This window comes from Aeromonas australiensis (assembly GCF_000819725.1).
In the GTDB taxonomy this organism is placed as follows: domain Bacteria; phylum Pseudomonadota; class Gammaproteobacteria; order Enterobacterales; family Aeromonadaceae; genus Aeromonas; species Aeromonas australiensis.
This window is the reverse complement of the sequence record NZ_CDDH01000112.1, coordinates 19,649-41,158: the sequence shown is the minus strand read 5'-3', so window position 1 is coordinate 41,158 and position 21,510 is coordinate 19,649. Positions and strand designations below refer to the sequence as shown.

General features: G+C 57.8%; 23 protein-coding genes. 6 read left to right on the top strand and 17 right to left on the bottom strand.

Annotated features, from left to right (window positions below):
• Nucleotides 1-50 precede the first annotated feature (50 nt).
• From BN1117_RS18275 to BN1117_RS18260, 4 genes are all read left to right on the top strand, one after another.
• On the top strand, nucleotides 51-947 hold the full coding sequence (locus tag BN1117_RS18275; RefSeq protein ID WP_040099706.1) for a glycyl-radical enzyme activating protein: 897 nt from the start codon (nucleotides 51-53) through the stop codon (nucleotides 945-947).
• Between the two features lie 4 nt (nucleotides 948-951).
• On the top strand, nucleotides 952-3,396 hold the full coding sequence (locus BN1117_RS18270; RefSeq protein WP_040099704.1) for a formate C-acetyltransferase/glycerol dehydratase family glycyl radical enzyme: 2,445 nt from the start codon (nucleotides 952-954) through the stop codon (nucleotides 3,394-3,396).
• 96 nt (nucleotides 3,397-3,492) lie between these two features.
• A complete protein-coding gene (locus tag BN1117_RS18265; protein WP_040099702.1) occupies nucleotides 3,493-4,239 on the top strand; it encodes a DeoR/GlpR family DNA-binding transcription regulator in 747 nt (248 codons plus the stop codon).
• A 123-nt stretch (nucleotides 4,240-4,362) separates the two neighbouring features.
• Nucleotides 4,363-6,213: an extracellular solute-binding protein gene (locus BN1117_RS18260; RefSeq protein WP_040099701.1), complete on the top strand. Its 1,851-nt coding sequence runs from the start codon at nucleotides 4,363-4,365 to the stop codon at nucleotides 6,211-6,213.
• A 95-nt stretch (nucleotides 6,214-6,308) separates the two neighbouring features.
• On the opposite strand, the gene BN1117_RS18255 is transcribed toward BN1117_RS18260, so the two are convergent.
• From BN1117_RS18255 to BN1117_RS18205, 11 genes are all read right to left on the bottom strand, one after another.
• Complete coding sequence (locus tag BN1117_RS18255; protein ID WP_033113422.1) at nucleotides 6,309-6,701, bottom strand: DUF2750 domain-containing protein; 393 nt, start codon at nucleotides 6,699-6,701, stop codon at nucleotides 6,309-6,311.
• Nucleotides 6,691-7,668, bottom strand: coding sequence for a LysR family transcriptional regulator (locus tag BN1117_RS18250; protein WP_082032630.1), 978 nt, complete (start codon nucleotides 7,666-7,668; stop codon nucleotides 6,691-6,693). The genes BN1117_RS18255 and BN1117_RS18250 overlap by 11 nt, the downstream gene beginning before the upstream one ends.
• Before the next feature lie 12 nt (nucleotides 7,669-7,680).
• Complete coding sequence (locus BN1117_RS18245; protein WP_156130054.1) at nucleotides 7,681-8,457, bottom strand: hypothetical protein; 777 nt, start codon at nucleotides 8,455-8,457, stop codon at nucleotides 7,681-7,683.
• Nucleotides 8,454-9,332, bottom strand: coding sequence for a metal ABC transporter permease (locus tag BN1117_RS18240; protein ID WP_040099698.1), 879 nt, complete (start codon nucleotides 9,330-9,332; stop codon nucleotides 8,454-8,456). The genes BN1117_RS18245 and BN1117_RS18240 overlap by 4 nt, the downstream gene beginning before the upstream one ends.
• Nucleotides 9,332-9,997, bottom strand: a complete 666-nt coding sequence (locus tag BN1117_RS19260) for a metal ABC transporter ATP-binding protein (protein ID WP_167334833.1) — start codon at nucleotides 9,995-9,997, stop codon at nucleotides 9,332-9,334. The genes BN1117_RS18240 and BN1117_RS19260 overlap by 1 nt, the downstream gene beginning before the upstream one ends.
• Before the next feature lie 17 nt (nucleotides 9,998-10,014).
• On the bottom strand, nucleotides 10,015-10,887 hold the full coding sequence (locus tag BN1117_RS18230) for a metal ABC transporter solute-binding protein, Zn/Mn family (protein ID WP_040099696.1): 873 nt from the start codon (nucleotides 10,885-10,887) through the stop codon (nucleotides 10,015-10,017).
• A complete protein-coding gene (locus BN1117_RS18225) occupies nucleotides 10,884-11,210 on the bottom strand; it encodes a DUF6162 family protein (RefSeq protein WP_156130053.1) in 327 nt (108 codons plus the stop codon). The genes BN1117_RS18230 and BN1117_RS18225 overlap by 4 nt, the downstream gene beginning before the upstream one ends.
• A 127-nt stretch (nucleotides 11,211-11,337) precedes the next feature.
• On the bottom strand, nucleotides 11,338-11,646 hold the full coding sequence (locus tag BN1117_RS18220) for a hypothetical protein (RefSeq protein WP_040099692.1): 309 nt from the start codon (nucleotides 11,644-11,646) through the stop codon (nucleotides 11,338-11,340).
• A complete protein-coding gene (locus tag BN1117_RS18215) occupies nucleotides 11,643-12,452 on the bottom strand; it encodes a DUF4198 domain-containing protein (protein ID WP_040099691.1) in 810 nt (269 codons plus the stop codon). The genes BN1117_RS18220 and BN1117_RS18215 overlap by 4 nt, the downstream gene beginning before the upstream one ends.
• Nucleotides 12,449-12,931, bottom strand: coding sequence for a DUF2271 domain-containing protein (locus BN1117_RS18210; protein ID WP_040099689.1), 483 nt, complete (start codon nucleotides 12,929-12,931; stop codon nucleotides 12,449-12,451). The genes BN1117_RS18215 and BN1117_RS18210 overlap by 4 nt, the downstream gene beginning before the upstream one ends.
• A gap of 12 nt (nucleotides 12,932-12,943) precedes the next feature.
• Nucleotides 12,944-13,567, bottom strand: a complete 624-nt coding sequence (locus BN1117_RS18205; RefSeq protein ID WP_040099687.1) for a PepSY-associated TM helix domain-containing protein — start codon at nucleotides 13,565-13,567, stop codon at nucleotides 12,944-12,946.
• A gap of 374 nt (nucleotides 13,568-13,941) precedes the next feature.
• On the opposite strand from BN1117_RS18205, the gene BN1117_RS18200 reads away from it, so the two are divergent.
• On the top strand, nucleotides 13,942-16,056 hold the full coding sequence (locus BN1117_RS18200) for a TonB-dependent receptor domain-containing protein (protein ID WP_209435254.1): 2,115 nt from the start codon (nucleotides 13,942-13,944) through the stop codon (nucleotides 16,054-16,056).
• 190 nt (nucleotides 16,057-16,246) lie between these two features.
• Here BN1117_RS18200 and BN1117_RS18195 read toward each other — a convergent pair whose 3' ends face one another.
• A complete protein-coding gene (locus BN1117_RS18195) occupies nucleotides 16,247-16,804 on the bottom strand; it encodes a hypothetical protein (protein ID WP_040099685.1) in 558 nt (185 codons plus the stop codon).
• Nucleotides 16,805-17,049: 245 nt separating this feature from the next.
• On the opposite strand from BN1117_RS18195, the gene BN1117_RS18190 reads away from it, so the two are divergent.
• A complete protein-coding gene (locus BN1117_RS18190; RefSeq protein WP_040099683.1) occupies nucleotides 17,050-17,298 on the top strand; it encodes a TIGR02647 family protein in 249 nt (82 codons plus the stop codon).
• On the opposite strand, the gene BN1117_RS18185 is transcribed toward BN1117_RS18190, so the two are convergent.
• The 5 genes from BN1117_RS18185 to pdhA all read right to left on the bottom strand — a co-directional run bounded on the left by BN1117_RS18185 (nucleotide 17,285) and on the right by pdhA (nucleotide 21,273).
• Nucleotides 17,285-17,590: a hypothetical protein gene (locus BN1117_RS18185; RefSeq protein ID WP_040099682.1), complete on the bottom strand. Its 306-nt coding sequence runs from the start codon at nucleotides 17,588-17,590 to the stop codon at nucleotides 17,285-17,287. The genes BN1117_RS18190 and BN1117_RS18185 overlap by 14 nt on opposite strands.
• A gap of 91 nt (nucleotides 17,591-17,681) precedes the next feature.
• Nucleotides 17,682-17,891 (bottom strand): cold-shock protein, encoded by a 210-nt coding sequence (locus tag BN1117_RS18180; protein ID WP_075112094.1) that lies wholly within the window; start codon nucleotides 17,889-17,891, stop codon nucleotides 17,682-17,684.
• A gap of 217 nt (nucleotides 17,892-18,108) precedes the next feature.
• Nucleotides 18,109-19,209: a dihydrolipoamide acetyltransferase family protein gene (locus BN1117_RS18175; RefSeq protein WP_040099681.1), complete on the bottom strand. Its 1,101-nt coding sequence runs from the start codon at nucleotides 19,207-19,209 to the stop codon at nucleotides 18,109-18,111.
• A complete protein-coding gene (locus tag BN1117_RS18170; protein ID WP_040099679.1) occupies nucleotides 19,206-20,192 on the bottom strand; it encodes an alpha-ketoacid dehydrogenase subunit beta in 987 nt (328 codons plus the stop codon). Before BN1117_RS18170 ends, BN1117_RS18175 begins: the two co-directional genes overlap by 4 nt.
• Entirely contained in the window at nucleotides 20,185-21,273 is a 1,089-nt protein-coding gene (gene pdhA / locus BN1117_RS18165) for a pyruvate dehydrogenase (acetyl-transferring) E1 component subunit alpha (protein WP_040099677.1), read from the bottom strand. Before pdhA ends, BN1117_RS18170 begins: the two co-directional genes overlap by 8 nt.
• Between the last annotated feature and the right edge of the window lie 237 nt (nucleotides 21,274-21,510).

Below are 21,510 nucleotides of genomic sequence, written 5' to 3'. Positions count from 1 at the left end.
ATCAACTTTCGAATGAAAGAAAATAGAATGCAAATACAAAAGGAGGCGGTATGATTTTCGACCTGCAACGCTATTCAACTCACGATGGCCCCGGCATTCGCACCCTGGTGTTTCTCAAGGGATGCTCGCTGGCCTGTCGCTGGTGTCAAAACCCGGAAAGCCGCTCTCCCAAGCCAGACATACTACTCGACCGGCGCCAATGCATCGAGGGATGCCAGCTCTGCAGCCAGGCTTGTCCGGCAATCTTGCGTGACAGCGAGGGCATCCAGCTCAGCCGTTCTGCCCTCAAGGCTGACGATATGGAACGGCTGCGCGGCCTCTGCCCCAGCGAAGCGCTGCAGGTGTGCGGCCGCGATGAAACCCTGGACACCCTGATGGACACCATCTTGCGGGATCGCCCCTTCTTCGAGCGCAGCGGCGGTGGCGTCACCCTCTCCGGCGGCGAGCCGTTTATGCAGCCCGACTTTACCGCAGCCCTGCTGGCCCGCTGCAAGGCACAAGGACTGCACACCGCGGTCGAGAGCTGCCTCCATGTGCCCTGGCACCAGATTGAACCAAGCCTCCCCTCACTGGATCTGCTGCTGGCGGATCTCAAACACGTGGATAAAGAACGATTCTGCCACTGGACCCGCGGCAAAGTGGAGTTGCCCATCACCAACCTCAAACGCCTCGCCGAGCGCGGCGTGCCGATGCAGATCCGGGTGCCGCTCATTCCCGGCTTCAATGCCGACCGCGCATCGATCGAAGCCATCACCGACACCGCCGCCAGCCTCGGCACCGTGCAGGAGATCCACTTCCTCCCCTACCACACCTTAGGCGTGGGCAAATATGCCCTGCTGGATCTGCCCTATCAGGCGCCGGAGACACCACTCGACGACCCCGATTTACTCAGCTTTGCCCACGCATACGCCCAACGTCAGGGGCTGACCCCTGTGACCAGAGGATAAGATCATGACCCAGCTCGACCTCAATACCCTCAGCCCGCGGATCCGCGCCCACAAAGAGCGCCTGATCCACATCGTTCAGCCGCCGGTCTGCACCGAGCGTGCCCGCCACTACACCGAGGCCTATCAGGCTCACCTCGCCCGGCCGCTGCCGGTGCGCCGCGCCCTGGCGCTGGCTCATCACCTCAAGGAGCGCACCATCTGGATCAAGCACGACGAGCTGATCGTCGGCAATCAGGCCAGTCAGGTGCGGGCGGCGCCGCTGTTTCCCGAATACACAGTGAGCTGGATTGAGAAGGAGATCGACGAGCTGGCAGACCGCCCCGGAGCCGGGTTTGCCGTCAGTGAAACCGACAAGGCGATCATCCACGCCCTCACTCCCTTCTGGCGCGGTCAGACGGTGCAGGATCGCTGCTTCGGCCTCTTTACCGATGAGCAGAAAGCACTGCTGGAGAGCGGCATCATCAAGGCCGAGGGCAACATGACCTCGGGGGATGCCCATCTCGCGGTCAACTATGAAGAGCTGCTCGCGCTGGGGCTCGATGGCTTCAAGGCCAAGGTGGCCGAGCGGCGCAGTCGGCTGGACCTGGCGGATTGGGCCGATCTGCAGCGCGAGCAGTTCCTGCACGCCGTTGCCATCACCCTGGAGGCAGTCAGCGATCACATCGCGCGCTACGCCACTCTTGCCAACAAGATGGCCCGCGATATGGCCGCGCAAGAGCCGAGCCCCGAGCGCCGAAACGAGCTTGAGACCATAGCGCTCAACTGCGCCCACATCGCCCACCAGCCCCCCGAGACCTTCTGGCAGGCGCTGCAGCTCTGCTACTTTATCCAGCTCATCCTGCAGATCGAATCCAATGGCCACTCGGTGTCTTTCGGCCGGATGGATCAGTACCTCTACCCCTGGTATCACCGCGAGGTGGAATTGTCGGGATCCCTGCCACGGACGCGCGCCATCGAGCTGCTGCAAGGGTGCTGGCTCAAGTTGCTGGAGGTGAACAAGATCCGCTCCGGCACCCACTCCAAAGCCTCCGCCGGCAGCCCGCTCTATCAGAACGTCACCATCGGCGGCCAGAACTGGCGTGATGGCAAGGCCTATGACGCGGTCAACGGTCTCTCCTACGCGATTCTGGAGTCCTGCGGCCAGTTGCGCTCGACCCAGCCCAACCTCTCGGTGCGCTACCACGCCGGGATGAGCGAAGATTTCCTCGACGCCTGCATTCAGGTGATCCGCTGCGGCTTCGGCATGCCCGCCTTCAACAACGACGAAGTGGTGATCCCCGAGTTCATCAAGCTCGGAGTAAGCGTGGAGGATGCCCACCATTACGCCGCCATCGGCTGCATCGAGACCGCAGTGCCCGGCAAATGGGGCTACCGCTGCACCGGCATGAGCTTTATCAACTTCGCCCGCATCCTGCTGGCCTCCCTCGATAGCGGCCGCGATGCCACCACCGGCAAGGTATTCCTGCCCCAGCCCCAGTCACTGCGGGACGGCACGTTCGGCCACTTCGACGAGGTGATGGCCCGCTGGGATGAGCAGGTGCGCTACTTCACCCGCAAGTCCGTCGAGATCGACTGCGTGGTCGACAGCGTGCTGGAGGCTCAGGCCCACGACATCCTCTGCAGCACCCTGGTGGATGACTGCATCGAACGCGGCAAAACCATCAAGGAGGGGGGCGCCGTCTATGACTGGGTCTCCGGTCTGCAGGTGGGGATTGCCAACCTCGGCAACAGTCTGGCAGCCCTGAAGAAACTGGTGTTCGAGCAGGGTGTGGTGGATCAGCACGAGCTGGCTGCCGCGCTGGAGCAAGATTTTGCCGGATTGGCGGGGGAGCAGCTGCGCCAGCGCCTCACCAACGCCGCCCCCAAATATGGCAACGATCTGGACGAGGTTGACCTGCTGTTGGTGCAGGCTTACCAGAGCTACATCGACGAGCTAAAAGGATTGCATAACACCCGCTTCGGCCGCGGTCCCATCGGCGGCACCTACTACGCCGGTACCTCCTCCATCTCCGCCAACGTGCCCTTCGGTGCCGCCACCATGGCCACCCCGGATGGTCGCCACGCCCGCACGCCGCTGGCGGAAGGGGCCAGCCCCTCGTCGGGTTCGGATCGTCTCGGCCCGACGGCGGTGTTCAACTCCATCGGCAAGCTGCCCACGGCAGCCATTCTCGGCGGGGTGCTGCTCAACCAGAAGCTGAGTCCGGCGAGCCTTGAGAACGAGCGGGACAAAACCAAGCTGATGAGCCTGTTGCGCACCTTCTTCGAGGTGCACAAGGGGTGGCATGTGCAGTACAACATCGTCTCGCGCGAGACCCTGCTTGCGGCCAAAGCCAATCCGGATCAATACCGGGATCTGGTGGTACGGGTGGCGGGTTACTCGGCCTTCTTCACCGCCTTATCCCCGGATGCGCAAGATGATATCATCGCCCGCACCGAGCACACTCTCTGACGAAGCACGCCTCATGGCACCTGTGACGTCATATGATTGGCAAGCTACCCCCACGGGTGGCTTGCCGCTATCCACCACCTTCTATGTGAGCGCACCATGAATCCACGCCACCAACTGATCCTCACTCTGGTCCATCAGGCTCGCAAGATGAGCGTGAGCGAACTCTCCCGACACACAGGTGTGTCTGAGGTGACGGTGCGCAACGACCTCACCGCGCTGGAGAAACAGGGGCTACTCAGACGGGTACACGGCTCGGCCATGGCGCTGGAGAGCGACGACCCGGATGCCAGGATGAACATCAACTATCTGCTCAAGGAGCGTCTCGCCGAGCGGGCCGCCCAACTGGTGGAGGATGGCGAGACGGTTTTTATCGAAGGGGGCAGCGCCAACGCCCTGCTGGCCCGCCATCTGGCCCTGCACAAACGGGTTACCATCATCACCATCAGCAGCTACATCGCCCACCTGCTGCGCGACACTCAGGCTCAAGTGGTGCTGCTCGGCGGCCTGTTCCAACATCAGAGTGAAAGCGTGGTAGGGCCACTGACGCGCCTCTGCATCGAGCAGGTGCACTTCTCCAAGGCCTTTATCGGGGTCGACGGTTTTCATCCCGAGATGGGCTTTACCGGCCGCGATATGATGCGGGCCGATGTGGTCAACAGCGTGCTGGCCAAGGGGGTGACCAATGTGGTGATCACCGACAGCAGCAAGTTTGGCGCCATCCACCCGAGTCCACTCGGCACGCCGGGCCAGATCAAGGTGCTGGTCACCGATGATGCCCTGCCCGCCCCCATGCGGGCGACCATCGCGGCCCAGGGGATCACCCTGCACTGCGTTACGGTATAGTCCCTTAATTTTCGCTATTTCATTGACCTGGCTGGATAAAATTTTCATGATGAGCCAGTCCCCATCGGGACTGACACCATCAGAACATGACCTGCTGGAAGCAGACTTCAGGAGAGCAAGGATATGCTATCGATCACCATTGCCGGGAGAGGCAACCTCTTCCCTCTCATTCGCGCCACTGCCATTACCCTGACCCTGTGCTGGAGCACGTTTGGCTGGAGTGCCACCCTGCCTGCAGACTTGGTATGGGAGAGCAATAATCAGGATCCTGTTTACGCCGATCCGGCCGCCAAGCGCGGCGGCACCTTTCGCACCTTTATGACCAGCTTTCCCCTGACCCTCCGCGTCTACGGGCCCGATTCCAACGGCAGTTTTGCCGGCTATCTCAGAGAAACCAATCTGCCGCTGCTAAGCACTCATCCCATCACCGGTAATCCCATGCCAATGCTGGCGAGCGAATGGGCCTTCGGCGCCGACCACAAGACCCTCTATTTTCGCATCAACCCCAAGGCACGCTGGTCAGATGGCCAACCGGTCACCGCCGATGACTGGCTCTTTACTCTCAAGATGCTACGCAGCAAAGAGATAAACGACCCTTGGTACAACAACTACTACAGTACCCAGGTAAGCGAAGTAACCAAGTTCGATGACCATACGCTCGCCATCACCAGTAGCAGCGAAAAGAGTCGGCAAGATCTGCTGGCTTCCCTGCCGTTTAGCCCCACCCCCAGCCATGCTATCAAGCTGAGCGAGAACTGGGTCAAGGAATACAACTGGAAAGTACTTCCTGTCAGTGGCCCTTATCAGATAGATGCCGTGAAGAAGGGAAAATCCATCACTTTCCTGCGGGTCAAGGATTGGTGGGGTGACGATGAACGCTACTTCAAGCACCGCTTTAACCCGGAGCGGATAGAGGTCAAAGTGCTCAGGGACCAGAACATCGCCTGGCAACACTTCCTGCGCGGCGATCTCGACACCTTCCCGCTGGTGATGCCCAACTGGTGGCACGACAAGACCAACACCGCCGAGTTCGAAAAGGGTTATATCGCGCGTACCTGGTTCTACAACCAAACCCCGCAATCGCCGATGGGGCTCTATCTCAACACCGCCGACCCGCTGCTGAATAATCTCGATGTGCGGCTCGGGATCCAGCATGCCCTCAACCTCGACAAAATGCTTGTCACCCTGCTCAGAGGCGACTATCAACGTCTTGACAGCTATGGCGCAGGGCAGGATGAATTTACCAACAACGAGCTCACCGCACGTCCGTTTGACCCCAAACTGGCACGGGAATACTTCGCCAAGGCAGGCTTTAACAAGGTAGGACCACAGGGAATTTTGCAAAACGACAAGGGACAGTCACTGACTCTTGCCATTACCTACACAACTGCAGAACATGCCCAGCGGTTGACATTGTTGCGTGAGGAGGCCAAAAAAGCGGGGCTTAATATCGAGCTCAACCTGATGGATGCCTCGGCCGGTTTCAAATCGATGCTGGAGAAAAAACACCAGAGTGCCTGGATGGCCTGGAGCGGTGGACGCTACCCCGCCTACTGGGAGTTCTTCCACAAGGTCAATGCCAACAAGCCCCAGACCAATAACATCATGAACATCGATGACGATGCCATCACGACACTGGTGGAGCAGTATGACAAGGAGTTCGACTTTGCCAAAAAAGCGGCCCTGTCACGACAGATCCAGCAGCGGCTCCATGACCTGGCAAGCTTCGTCCCCGCCTATCAGGTGCCCTACACCCGGGAAGGGGCCTGGCGCTGGATCAAGCTGCCCAAGGTGCCTGCCACCCCCAAGAGCGAGTTGCTCTACTGGCCCCTAGGTGGCGACAACAGCGGTTACAGCTACGGCGGACTGCTGTGGATCGATGAAACGCTGAAAGCAGAGACCAGGGCGGCCATCAAGAGCGGCAAGCGCTTCCCGGCTGATCCCATCATCGACACCACCTATCGCCAGCCCTGATAGTGCGCGGCTCCTTTGGCAAATACGCCTAACGCAAAGACCCCGCTAAATAGCGGGGTCTTTGTTGGCAACCGGTACTGCTAATCGAGCGGTGATCAGCCGCGCTTTGCCTGTTTCTGGGCAATGGCATCGGCGATATCAGCCGGCTCCAGCACGATACCTTCCTGATCCGGGGTCGGGAACACGGCAACACACAGCTCATCCTGCTCCATGCCGTCGATCCAGCGATCCAGCCACACCTTGAGGGTGATAGATTGCGGTTTGCACTCGGCCCACTCACCTTCGGCCCATGCCTTGGCGTACTCGGGATGCGGCCATACCGGGATGCAATCTTCATCGTCGGTGGTCAGCATCATGACGCCATGCTCATCGGTCAGGACGAACAGCTCTTCATGCTCGACCAGCTTGCTGATGAAGTGATCGTAACGGTAGTCAGCATTCAGTTGCAGCGCAGCATTGCGCTCGGTGTCGCTCAGTTCATAGCTCATTGGCCAAGTCTCTCTCTATATAAAGGGCGCCATGTTCACATCTTGTGGTCGGCTTGTCCAGCTTGCACCCGCGCCAGGAAGGGGGGATAGCAGTGCGGATGTGGGCCAGTAACGCACTGACCTTGCGCGGTTGCCGCCCATAAGGATAGAGCAAACCCACCTGCCAGGGAGAGGCCTGCCAACCCGGCAAACAGGGCACCAGACTGTTCGGGTGAGCCTGATTCAACGCCCTGACTCGAATATCAGGCAAAATACCGATGCCGCGGCCACGACGCAGCGAACCAATCTGCATCCCCACATCATCCAGTTGCAAACGGGTGGGTCTGGGCTGGCAGAGGTACTCCCCCTCTTTCGGGTGCCGTAACAGCACGCCATCGCCAATCCTTTCACCTCCCCCCATCCACTCATGGATGCACAGATCCCTGGGGTGGGTGAGCGGTGGTTGTGCTGCCAGATAAGAGGGACTGGCATAGAGTGAGGCTGGCAGGAGCACTAGCGGCTCATAGCGCAGTTCACTCTCGGGATCTGCACCAAACCAGCACCAAATCTCATCCTGATGCTCGCTGTTAACCGCCAGTTCGTCATCCACCTTCAACCTGATACGTGCACCGGGATAAAGGACCAGAAACGACTCCATTGCTTCAACGAACCAGGGCTCGGCACAAGCAGGGTGACATCTGACTTGCAATTCACCACTCACCTCCTCCCGCAGCTCTTCCATCATCTGCAACCCTTGCTGCGAGAGTCTCGCCATTTGCCGGGCATAGGATTCAAATACACGACCCGCTTCGGTCAATTGCAGCCGATTCTTCTGACGACGCAGTAACGGCTGACCAACCCGCTGCTCCAGTTGGGTAAGACGACGGCTCATGGTCGATTTCGGGCAACCGAGTTGATCAGCGGCAGCGGTAAGGCTGCCGCAATCAACCACGGCGCAGAATACTTTTATTTCGATCAGGTCGAGCATCCAGCTCTCCGCTTACTTTGCAACCGGAGCAAGCTGACTACTCAGGCTCTGTTGATATTGTGTCAACCAGACCTCGAGCGGCTGCTCCACTTGACGCAACATGGGATCCGGCTGCCATACCCCACGATCACGCCCCTTGACCGGCCGACTCGCCAGCACCAGATCCGCCTCTTGCACCGACACCAGCGGGAGTCCCAACGCCTGCGCCAACGGCATCAGGCGATGGTCGGCAACGGCCAGACTACTCACATCGTGTGCCAGCAGTACCTCATCAAAGGCCATGGCCGTGTGCGAAATGGCCCGCAACAGTCGCTGGCGATTGCGCTCAATTTGCTCGCTCTGAGCTGGCCACACCCGTGCCAGATCCCGTGCTGCCACATTGCCCATCAGGGTCAGGTTGCCAAAATCGAGCCAAAAGTAGTCACCCTCCCCAGCCGGTCGCAACGTGACCCTGGCCCCTGCTGGCGCCAATTCATTGGCCACATCGATGGGCACTATCCTGATCTGGCGCTGGCGAAGCAGGGGGTAGATAGCCAGTTCCGGCTGCAGCGACTCCATGGTCAGCAGCGCATCCGCCTGACCCAGAGTCGCCACATCTACTTTGTTCAACCAGCCGGGAATGCGGTTCAGCGGTAACCTGGCCGGTGGCAGATAACGGGCCACGATACCGGTATCAGCCAGCAGTGACAGGTTGAGGGCATGCAGCACTGGCACTGTGCTGACCACGGTCGGGGTGGCCCACAGCGGCAACGCCAGCAGACCAAGCAGCATAACGACAACAGATCTCATTCAATAGTTCTCCAGCGACGGTACCCGAGCGCAAGCACGAAAAAGAGGGAGGCAAACATCACGATGGCCGCGCCGGATGGCAGCGGCAGGGCACCCGCCATCGGCACCAGAATACCCAGCAGGCAGCTGAGGGTGGAAAAGAGCACCGAGAGCCAGAAAAACTGGGCACCACTGCGGCTCACCAGCCTGGCAGCAGTAGCAGGGATAAGCAGCAGGGCTCCCACCAAAATGGCCCCTATTACCTTGACCGATGCCACTGTCATCAGGGCAATCAGTAATACAAACAGATAGTCATACAGACGTACCGCAACCCCGCGGCTGCGCGCCAGCTCTGGCGCCAGACTCGCCAGCAGGGCGGTATTGGTTCCCCGTAGCAACATCAGCAGGGCAGGAATGGCAATAACCAGCAGCACTAACAGGTCGAGATCTCTGACGGTGAGGATCGAGCCAAACAGCACGTTTTCCAGAATATGGACATTGACCCGCTTAGCCACATAGAGCAGCAAGGCCGCCCCCAACGCAATGGCAAACGAGAGAAATACCCCCACCAATGCATCATAGGGGATCTGGGTGCGGCTCTTTATCCAGTGAAGCAGCAGGGCAAAAAGCGTACAAAAACAGAACAGGGCCACCAGCGGGGCCGTAGCGGGTTCGCCCAGCAAGATACCAAGGGCCACGCCGGTCAGAGCGCCGTGGCCGACCGCTTCTGAGAAAAATGCCAGCCGTTTGACCACCACCAGTGGGCCGAGCGCCCCGAGCAGAGGCCCCATCAAGAGGGCCGCCACCAGGGCATTGGTCAGGAAGGCATACTGGAACATCTCGGGCAAATAGCCGTTTTCAAAGAGGAAGAATACCCATTGACGCAGACTCTCCATCACGCTACCTCCTGCTTGCTATGGGCAAACACTTCATCCGGGGTACCGACCGCGGCCAGCCCACCATTAATCACCCACACCCTGTCGGCATAGCGTCTCACCCAGGCCATATCGTGATGCACCACCAGCAAGGTGGTTCCTTGCTGACGCAATTCCAGCAACAGGCGGGTCACCATCTCTTGTCCCGCTTGATCCAGCCCGGTCATGGGCTCATCCAGACACCAGAGCTGACTCTGCTGATCCAGCCCCTGCGCCAACAGCAGACGCTGGCGCTCCCCGCCGGACAGCTGGCCAAGGCGCAAATGCCCTTTCCCGGTTAACCCTACTTGCGCCAAGCGCTGATCAATTCGCCTCTTCGACGCGGATTGCAGCGGCAACCAGAGGGGACGGCGAGAAAAGGTTGTCAGCAAGAATTCGTTGATGGTAATGGGTAGCGATGGCTCAAACTGACTCTGCTGTGGCACATAGGCCACTGTTCCGGGCGTGCCCGGCCACTGCCGGTAAACCTCACCGCAGTGGGGGCGCAGACCCAGCACGCATTTGAGCAGCGAGGATTTTCCCGCTCCGTTGGGGCCCACGATGGCATGAAGCTGACCCGCCTCGAACACCCCGTCGATGGGCTGAAGGATGCAGACCCGATTAAGCGATAATGCAAGTTCTTGCAAGACGATTGACGGCCCCATCAGCTTAGCGCCGCCAGAGAGAGCGCCTTGACCAGGGTCTTGAGGTTGTGGTCCATCTCACGACTCACCAGGTCGGGGTCATACTCTCCAAAGGTCATGTGGGAGAAGTGGTAAATCCGGATCCCGGTGGCCTGCTGGATCAGTTCCACGTAGCGGTTATCCATGTCCAGTTCAGTAAACAGCACCTGAATATTGGCCGCCTTGATCCGGGCGATGGTTTGTTGCAGCTGGGTCGCATTGGGCTCGACCCCATGGGCAGGCTCAATCACTGTATCGATGCCAATGCCAAACTCCTGCAGCAGATAACCATAAGCATTATGGGTGCTGGCAATGCGCACCCTGGTCAGGTCCAGTTTGAGTAACTCAGCCCGATAACGATTCTTGATGGCACGCAGAGAACGTGCATAGTTCAGGGCATTTTGCTGAAAATAGTCACGGTTGGCCGGGTCAAGGCGTCCCAGCTCACGGGCGATGGTATAAACCTGACGCACGGCGGCATCAATCGCCACAAACGTGTGAGGGTTGTAGCTGCCTTTACCGGTAGCAAGCAGAGGCAAATCGGCATTGGCATAGATCCGGGTCAGATTAGGCAGGCTCAGTCCCTCAAGGGCATGAACTGCGAATTCGTCATGACCAATCCCGTTAAGTACCAGGGCATCCATGCTACTCAACCGTTTAATGTCACTGGGTTGCAGCTCATAGCTGTGAGGGTTGAAGCCACTTTCGATCAGCGGCACTACCTTGGCACGGTCCCCCACGATATGGTGCACATAGCTGTAATAAGGGTGCAGAGTGATCCCCACTGTGAGCGGCTTGCTCCATGCAACAAGAGGGGACAGCAGCAGGCTCAGGGCCAGAAAAATACGCATCATGGTGTCATCAAAATCCAGTGAAGAGGTGTGGCGCAATCAGGAGGCGTGGCGGCCCCCTCACCATCGAGAAAAATCGCGTTGTCCGGTAGCGAAATGAGCCAATGGCCATCGGGCTCACCCACTCGCGGCCCCAGCCAGCAACCATGGGCCAGCTCTTGCCAGCCCCCTTCGCTAAAAGGGGGGATCTGCGCCTGCACCATGGCGGTCAGGGGGGGCCAATGCCCCTCCTTCACCATAAAGCGGGCTTCATCGAGGGCAATGGTCAACTCGGTCAGTTGCTGACGGGCAGCCGGCGCCAGATCCGGAGTTTGCCCAGATGCCACCACTGGCGTCTGACGCAACCAAACCCCAACGACACCAAACAGCAACACCATCATACAAAACAGGGCTACCCAACGGTTCTCCGTGCGACCGTCATCTGGCACAACACGCTCTCGGCAACCGGGCATATCACGGCAACTCGGCATAGTCGAACTCGGCTGGATCTTCATGGCCAGCATCGAAGCGGATGTAAAACTCCCCCTCCGGTTCGATGAAGTGCGCATGAGAATGGCCATCTGCCTTGACAGTCGCCAGCACCTCATCGTCATAGCTATACATAATGACCTCAGCCCCACTGGCCAGGGTGCCGTCGCTGTAACCTACTTTGCAGACCAGCTCAGTCCCCTCACGACCACAATCCATCACCGGATAGTGGGCGGATGCGACCATAGGTAACAACAAAAACAGAGCAAATAGCCCGGTGCGAAACAGGATCATTGCGGCAGCACCTCAAACGTCAGCAGGTAATTGACGGCCACCTTATCGGCCATCAGTGTCTTGCTATCTTGCTCGATATTGACTGACAGCAGATGCGGGCCCGTTTTAGCCGGGATCACTGTGATGATCCCCTCCTTGTCACTGACCAGGTCCTGCTGCTGGCGACTATCACGCCACTGGGTACCATGGCCGACCACTTCTGCCTTGCGACCCGCCAGCGGCTGCCCCTCGAACGTCAGACGAAAACGGGCTGTCTCGCCCACCACCACGTCACTGGGATGGGTCAGGGGTTGCAGCTCGAGCCCTTGTCCTGTGCTCTTGAGCACGGTATCGCTTGGCGTATTGCGTGTGACGTAGAAGGCGCTGATATTCTGGACAGCATAGGTGGTCACCCCCTCAGCCTTGACGGGAACCTGAGCTGCAGCCTCCTGCTTGTTGGCCATGACCCGTCGTTCAGTCTTGCGCTTGCCGATGGTATAGGTGGTGACATAGCGTGGCGGATTACGCAGTTCCACCTTGTAGGTGCCAGCTTCACTTAATGCCAGATCGAACACACTGCGGCGCTGCCCCTTGTAATAGGGTCCGGTACCACCCGGATTGCCAGCAGGATCATAAACGGTGACGTTATCCAGCCCTATGGGCTTGTCAAAACTGAAGACCCCGTGGGAGGCGGTACCATCCACAGTAACCCAGTGAAGTTTGTCACTGGAGACATTGAACTCGCTCGGCAGCATCCAGACCGGATGCGCCGTTGCAGTGGTGGTCAGCAGGGCCAGCAGAGCCCAACCAGCAGAAAATTTTGTCATGACTTCACTCCGGTATGGATGGTGATCGGGCCCAGTTCGGCGACCGGTTGCAGTTGATAGCTGGCCGTTTGGCCAAGTTCGATAGATTGACTGACCAGGGAGCGGCTGCCATGTTCGCGTACCGCTTCGATATGCAGGGTGTAGCGCCCGGGGGGCAACAGGTTGCCCTGATGGTCACGACCATCCCAGGCCAGCTGATAAGCACCAGGCTTGCGGGTCGCCCCGGAGACACCATCAGGTAACGCGTTGGCATAACGGCCACTCTTGCGCCACCAGCGTCGCATGTCCTTGAGCCAGTCCGCCTCCTTGCGCCAGACAGCAAGCGTGGCAACCGCCTCTTGCTGAGGGTTTTCAACCCAGACTGCCACATAGGGACGGTATTGACCGCCCTCGTGGCGTGGCAGCTCTAGCGACAGTGTCACTTCGGCAGCCGCAGACATACTTGCCAGCGATAGCACCAGCATTGTGGATTTGAGCATCCAGGACTCCGATCAGTTGTAGAGGATCACGAAATAGAGCGCCCCCATCAGGGCAGCCCCCGCCACACTCAGACCAAACAGGCTGAGGCGACGTTTGCGCTGGGATAACACCAGCCAAAAACCGGTCAGGGTAAAGAGCAGCATTACCAGCGAGCTGATATCGATAAACCATCGCCATAACTCACCGCTGTAACGGCCCATGTGCAGATCATTGAGCAGCGCCAGCAACGCGGAGGGTTGGGTCTCGATCCGCACCTCTGCCAACCCGGGCTCAATCTCGACCAGGCTGTATCCACCTGGACGTTTGATATCAAGGGTGAGCAGTTGCTCTTCGCTATTCCACTCCATCTCCATCTCGCCCCCTGCCAACCCGTGCTGCTGGCGTAACCAGTGAAACACCTGGCCACCCGCCAGCAGCGGATCCTGTTGCCATAAACCGGTTTCGGCCCACTGGGGCGGCAATACCATTTGTTGATGAGTCACAGGAGCGGCGGCCGGTAGCCATTGACGGTTATTGAGGGTCAAACCGGTCAGAGTAAAAAAGAGCATGACCAGCAGCATCAGCATGGAGCTATAGGTATGCAACGGGCGAACCCAACGCGGCACTTGGTAGGAACGGACTGACTTGCTCGGCATGATAAAAGGGCGTTTCCGCAGGGACTCTATAAACGGCCGGAAAGTAATGCAAATACGAATTATTGTCAATAGTGGTTAATTTACCTCCTTGACAGTAGGCCCCTTACAGAGAAAGGGCACTCACCTCACCCTCTGTTCTGAAAACGATAAGTGACTGATTAAAAGCAAGTAAATTAAACGCAGATTAACGCAACGCACCCAGCGTACCGCCTCACCCCGCCAGTTCCACTTTTTGGAACAATAGATTCCAAAAACATTGCTCTCAACTTGACCTGACTTTGCATAAAATACTGCCGCCAAAAAATGATAATGATTATCAATAAGATTGATAGTGACTCAGCAGTATATGGAACATAAAACAGGAGAGTTTTAAGATGCCCATTCCTCAACCATCCCGTATCGGCTACGCCGTTGCGCTCGCGCTGTTGCCTGCGGCAACCGTGGTGGCCCAAACCAGCACTGAAACCATGGTGGTCACCGCATCCGGCTTTGAGCAGAAGGTAACAGATGCCCCGGCCAGCATCACAGTCATCACCCGTGCAGATCTGGAACAAAAACGGGTATCCAGCATTGCAGAAGCACTCAATGATGTTGAAGGGGTGGATGTTGGAGGCACTGTCGGCAAGACAGGTGGCCTGAACATCAGCATGCGGGGTATGCCCAGCGACTACACCCTGGTTCTGATAGATGGGCGTCGCCAGAATAATGTCGGTAACGTCACCCCCAATGGCTTCGGTGAAACGTCTAACAGCTTTATGCCACCCGTCGCAGCCATTGAACGTATCGAAGTGATCCGTGGTCCCATGTCGACCCTCTACGGCTCAGATGCCATGGGGGGGGTGGTCAACATTATCACCCGCAAGCCCGCCAAAGCATGGATGGGGGCCCTGACCTTGGAAAATACCCAGCAACAACACAGTGAATTTGGCGACAGCGCCGGCGTCAGTTTCTATACCAGCGGCGCCGTCATTGAAGATAAGCTGGGGCTGACCCTGCGTGGTAGCCTGTTTGATCGCAGCGCCTCAGATATTCGCTACCAGGATGCAAATGGTGTTGAAAAAACCCCGATCATGGGAGCAAATCCGGTGAAATCGGATATCCGTAATCTGGGAGGACGGTTGACTTTCAGCCCTATCGACAACCAGGACATCTGGTTGGATATTGACCGCGGCACCCAGGAGTATGATAACAGTGAAGGCCAGCTGGGCACCCTGGATACGCCGACCAAGATCGGGGGTTATGAAAAACAGCAACGCTATATCCGCGAACAGTATGTGCTGGCTCACGACGGTCGTTTCAATTTCGGCAACCTCTCCAGCAGTATCACTCGCAGTGAAACCGACACAGAAGGACGTACCCTACCCAAGGGCGTACCGGGCAAAACAGCAGGCGCACCGCGCACGCTGGAGCTGGAGAACACGATAGTCGACAGCAAGTTGGTCACCGTACTGGGAGATAACACCCTCTCGGTAGGAGGCCAGTGGTGGAAAGCCGAGATGAACGATGGCGTCGCTAGCTCACCATTTGAACATACCCAATGGGCGCTATTTGCCGAAGATGAATGGCGTTTCCTGCCCGACTGGGCACTGACCATCGGTGCCCGACACGATGATCACAGCGTGTTTGGCAGCCAGCTCAGCCCCCGTGGTTATCTGGTGTGGAATGCCAGCAGCAACTGGACCTTTAAAGGCGGTATCAGCCAGGGTTACAAGACCCCACGCCTGGATCAATTGACCAGCGGGATCGTCGGATTTGGTCGCCAGGGGGCCTTGCCGCTGATTGGCACTCCCAGCTTGACACCAGAAACCACCACCAGCTCTGAAATAGCAGCTTATTATCAGGCAGATAACGGCTTTAATGCCAATATCACCCTGTTTAACAACGACTTCCACGACAAAATTGCCAGCGGCACGCCGGTGGCCAACTGCCACTACAGCAAGGCCCCCAATCAGCCAGGCTGTATCGACATCGGTACCAGCTGGAATGACATCAAGGAGTTTGGCCAGACGGTCAATATCGATGAAGCCATTACCCGTGGCGTAGAGGTGGGCTCATACATTCCGTTGGCTGAATACTGGGATCTCAAGGCCAACTACACCTTCACCGACAGCGAGCAGAAATCAGGGAAACAAGCGGGTATGCCACTGACCGATACCCCCAAGCACATGGTCAACATGAAGCTGAACTGGCAAGCAACCTCCCAACTCAACACCTGGCTGCAAGGGGAGTATCGCGGTAAGCGTTGGCGCGGAGTGGGCGCTGAACAAGATGCGTTTGGGGATTACAGCGCCTTTACCCTGTTCCATCTGGGAGCATCCTACCGGATCAGCGACAACGTGACGGTCAACGGTACCGTCTACAACTTGCTGGATGAGGACTTCTTGCAATACCAGGCCTATGACGATGGTGGTAAAACTGCATACGCCAACGAATACAACAACAATCAAGAAGGGCGCCGCTTCTGGATCTCGACCAATATTACCTTCTGATCCACGAATCTGTTGCTTAACCAGGATGGCCCATCACGGGCCATCCGTTGTGCCCCTGACTGACTACACATACAGCATAGGCGAGCTGAGCCTCGCCAACCCCCTTCTTGTGCGTCTGCTCAACCGTCCTGCAGCGTGACTATCTATGGTTGAACAGCCTCTTCATCAGCGTACCGAGCCACTCTCATCCTCACGCAATAGAAGGTACACAGAGATTGATATCTGTTTGCTCGCTCAGCTTTTGCCGCAACCAGTAAGCAGATTCAACCTCGACAAAACAGAGCTGATCCCGGCCATTGACCGCCGTCGCCATCAGCTGTTCAAAACGCAGCTGTTGCTGCTGCTCCCAGGCGGCAGCAAGTTTGGCCCCGTGGGCCTCATCCACCACCTCGCGGCGCAGCTCGAACAGGTTATCGGTGATCGGACTGTTGATCTTGGCGGCGCTGTGCCAATACATCCGCAGGTTATCCATCATCTCTGTATCGTAGTTGGCCAGCGCATCCAGCTCCGCGGTCACCCCTTCCTGACCAGCGATAAAGTCGCACCAACCCGCATCGAGATTTGCCAGCTCACGAACCTGGGCCCCTTTGGCATGTTGGCGAAGCTGGGCAATGTCACTTCCCTTGCGGGCAGGCAACCATACCTCTCCCTCATGGCTCTCCAACAAGGAGATCAGCAACGAAACAGGATAAACCGGAAAAATGGCGGAGTGTGAATGCAGCAGGGATACCAGCGTGATCTTGACCATGAGCAATACCTTGGACTGGGCGAACAGCCGCCAATGGACCGTCCGATATAAAGAAGTTCCTTATCCTATCACGTTTGACCCGACTCTCCCCTTGGCAAAACTGTCAGCAAACCATCTGATTACGCCGAAAAAAACAGCATCTGAAACGCGATATCCAGCCAAAGATCAATAATTTGAGCCAGCGCCCACTAAAGTGGATCCGGGAGTGCTAGTTTGCATACATCTTTAGCGTAAGGAGTAGATCAATGATTGGTATGGATCAGATTTCTGATGACGTAATTAACCAGTTGAAGATATTGGCCTGTTTTGATCCGGCCAACCTGAGCCAAGGGATCAAGTTACGCAGCGACATGTCACAAGCGTTGTGTGAAGCGGCCGCTCGTCTCCACCAACAAGGTTTGATCAGCGCAGAAGATGGTGGCTATCTCACTCCATTTGGCATGACCATGGTTGAGCACCTGCAACATCTGCTGGTCGCTCTCAAGCCTCTGTGACCCGCTGAGGCGCCCACAACGAAAAGTTGAGCAACTCCCAACGCGCGCCCTCATGAAGATGACAGGCAAACAGCAAAGGACCTTCGGGTCCTTTTACTTTGCCATCCACCAGCCACTCCCCCTCCCTTTCAGACACAGGTCGCACATTCACCTCATCGGGTTGCAGGGCAGCACCAATTCGCACCTGGACAAATTGCTGGCAGATCAGCTGAGCCTCCATCGAGGATTGAACCGGTACCGAGGCATCAGAGATGGGTGTCAGGGTGGTAACAAGCAGAAGCGAGATCAACATGATTCATACACATCAGGGTCAATGACGGGAACCCAAAAAACAAAAAGCCGTGGCACCAGAGGTACCACGGCTTTCTTAAATTCTGTAAGAATTACAGAGCAGTTACGTTCTCAGCCTGCGGGCCTTTCTGACCTTGGGTCACAGAGAACTGTACGCGCTGACCTTCAGCCAGGGTGCGGAAACCGGCACCTTGAATAGCGCTGAAGTGAACGAAAACGTCCGGGCCGTTTTCTTGCTGGATGAAGCCAAAACCTTTGGTTTCGTTGAAAAACTTAACGGTACCGGTGATCATGTTAGACATATCTTTTAAACCTGTATTCAAAATAATTACTTATGCTTTTCAGCGGGTAAAGCTCAAAAAACGGGATTAACTTATGAACAACAGGACAAGATGTAAAACATCGTATTCATTGACATAACTATCGCCCTTTCAAGCTGGTTTAGATTATACGTGGCTTTGTCGATTACGCAAACAAATTTATGCCCTGCATGGCAGGGCCGTGACCGATATAAAAGATTTATGATGACGGTGCTTCCAACGCCTGAACCAGAGCACTGAGGAAACGAGCCGCCTCCCCGCCAGTACAGGCTCTGTGGTCAAATGTCATCGACAGCGGCAATGCCCTGACGGGACGTGCTTCACCATGGATGAACACCACTTTTTCGAACAGTTTGCCCGCTCCTATGATGGCTACCTGCGGCGGCGTCACTATAGGGCTGGCATAGCGGCCAGCGATGGCGCCGAAGTTAGTGAGCGTAATGGTCGCCCCCTGCAACATCTCGCGGGGCACGGCGCGCGCCTTCACATCGGCGATCATCCGATCCAGCCCCTGCCGAATATCGGCCCCCTCCCGCTCAGCCACGTTCTCCATCACCGGCACATAAAGGCCATGCTTTGAATCCACCGCGATGGCTACATTGACCTCTTTGAACAGCCGCCGTGACAGGGTTTCACCATCAAACCAGGCATTCATCGAGGGCTCGGCACGGCACGCCACGCCAATGGCCTTGATAAGGCGCACCGTCACATCCTCATCAGAGCGCCAGTGGCGCAAATCCACCTCGTCGGTGATGCTGACTGGCACTACAGTCTGATGAGATAGCGCCATCGCCTTGGCCATGGCCCGCCGTGACCCTTTGAGGAACTCGTTACCACTGCTCTGTTGTGCCTCGAATGCCTGCTGCACATCCAGTTCGGTCACCATGCCGCCGCTACCACTTCCCTTGATCCGCTCGATATCCAGACCCAACTTCTGCGCCAGCAGCCGCACCGCTGGCATGGCTTGTACCAACGAACCACCCGGGGCAATGGCTCCCACTACGAAGTGATCCTCGATATGTTGCTGATGGGCGCTGACCTTGCCCACCACAGTGCCATCATCCTCACCCCCTTCGAACTCCACCAATGGCGCACCGATGTGGAGGATATCCCCCTCGGCACCGCAAAGACGAGCAATCACCCCGGCCACCGGAGAGGGCACATCAACCAGCGCCTTGGCGGTTTCCACCGATAAGAGCACCTGATCAACCGCGACGGTATCACCAGCACTCACCTTCCATTCGACGATCTCGGCTTCGGCCAACCCTTCACCCAGATCCGGTAATTTGAAAAATTTCATAGCCACGGGTTCTCCATCAACTGGTAAGCGGCATCGGTAATATCCTGCCCGGTGATGAGGTAATACGCTTCATTGCGATAGTAGGGAACGGCGGCATCCACGCCGGTCAGCCGTTTGGGCGGCGCCTTGAGGCAGGGAAGTGCCTGCTCGGTCACCCGCGCGACAATTTCGGCCCCGACCCCGAAGCTGCCGCACGCCTCATGCACCACCAGCAAGCGGCCGGTCTTACGCACCGAGGTGAGGATGGTATCCATATCCAGCGGCTTGATAGTGGCCAGATCCAGCACCTCGCACTGGATATCCTGCTCGGCCAGCAGGTTCGCCGCCCGCATCACCTCCTGAATGCAGGCTCCCCAGGCTACTACCGTGATATCCCGGCCCGGGCGCAGGGTGAAACAGACATCCAGCGGCAAGCCGACACCATCATCCACCACCTCGGATTTCATCGAGCGATAGATGCGATCAGGTTCGAAAAACATCACGGGATCCGGGTCGCGGATGGCCGAGAGCAGCAGGCCATAGGCGCGCCTCGGGCTGGAGGGGATCACCACCCGCAGCCCCGGAATATGGGCAAACAGCGCCTCGACACTCTCGCTGTGGTGTTCCGGCGAGTGAATACCAGCGCCATACGGGGAACGATAGACAAGGGGACAGGAGAGACGGCCACGGGTACGGTTTCGCATCCGCGCCGCCTGACAGATGATCTGCTCCATCCCGGGGAAGATGAAACCCTGAAACTGGAACTCAGCCACCGGCTTGAGCCCCTGGGTCGCCATACCCACCGCCACCCCGGCGATCAATCCCTCGGCCAGCGGCGTGTCGATCACCCGCTTGAAACCGAACTTGTCACGCAGGCCCACGGTAGCGCGAAACACCCCGCCGTTGACCCCGACATCCTCGCCCAGCACCACCACATCCGGGTCGTGTTCCATCTCGTAGTGAAGGGCCATGTTGACCGCTTCCAGCAAACTGATCTCACTCATGGCCGGCCTCCTGTTGCATCCCCTTGGCAATCACTCGCTCGCGCTGGGGCAAGAGTTCGGCGGTCAGGCTGGCGTAGTGATAATCGAGCATCGCCTCCGGCGGCTGGGGCGCCATAGCCTCATAGCGGGCGACCGCCTGCTCCACCTCTCGAGCGGCCTCCGCCAGCAGACTCTGCTCCTGCTCTTCATCCCACCAGCCCTGGCTGTGCATAAACTGGCGCAGCCGCTTGACCGGCTCCTTGGCCCAGGCGGCCTCGACCTCGGCCCCATCGCGGTAACGAGTGGCGTCGTCGGCCGTGGTGTGATCGCCGAGACGATAACTGACCGCTTCTATCAGGGTCGGCCCCTTGCCGCTGCGGGCACGTTCGACGGCACTGCGGGCAGCATCGTAGACCGCGACCACATCGTTGCCATCCACTTGCAGGCTGCGAACCCCGGCGCCAATCCCCTTTTGGGCCAGCGTAGGAGCGCTCGATTGCAGCTTGCGTGGCACCGAGATGGCCCACTGGTTGTTGTTGACGATGATGACCATCGGCAGGTGCCATACCCCAGCGCAGTTGAGTCCCTCCAAAAAATCCCCCTTGGAGGTGCCGCCGTCGCCGATGGTGACTACGGCAACCCGCGGTTGATTACGCAGTTTGAAGGCCGAGGCAATGCCGCAGGCATGGGTGATCTGGGTGGCGATGGGGACGCAGATGGGGAGATCTTCAGAGGGAGTCCCATCGGGTTTGAGAAAATAACTGCCCCGCTCGTCCCCACCCCAATATTGCAGGTTTTTCTCCATCGGAACGCCCCGCACATAGAGGGTGGGCATGTCCCGATAGTAGGGAACGTAGACATCCTGCGGCTGCATGGCCAGACCAATACCAACCCCCACGGCCTCTGCGCCGAGATGGGAGGGAAAAGTACCGAGCTTGCCGGTTCGTTGCAGCGCAATCGCTTTTTTGTCATAGCTGCGCACCATCACCATATTGCGGTAGAAGGTGTGCAGTATCGCCTTGTCCAGCCAGGTCGGTAAGGTGGCGACCGGGCACCCTTCCGCATCGAGGTAACGAAGGAAAGGGATGTCGACATGGGTCATAACTGGCTCCTTGCCGTTGTGAGCGTCACCGATGCTGGTGACACCTAGATGTAAATACCTTGTTAAATAAAAAGCAAAGGGATTTATTCAGGTAAGACCAGTAGAAACTTCTTTAAAGTAGCGAAGGAGCTGAATTTTCGGCGATGAACGGCAAGGTATGCCGTAAATGGTGCAACTTTGCAGCGCTGAACGCAGGATGCGAAATGTGAAAAAGGGGAGCCTTGCTCCCCCCTCCTG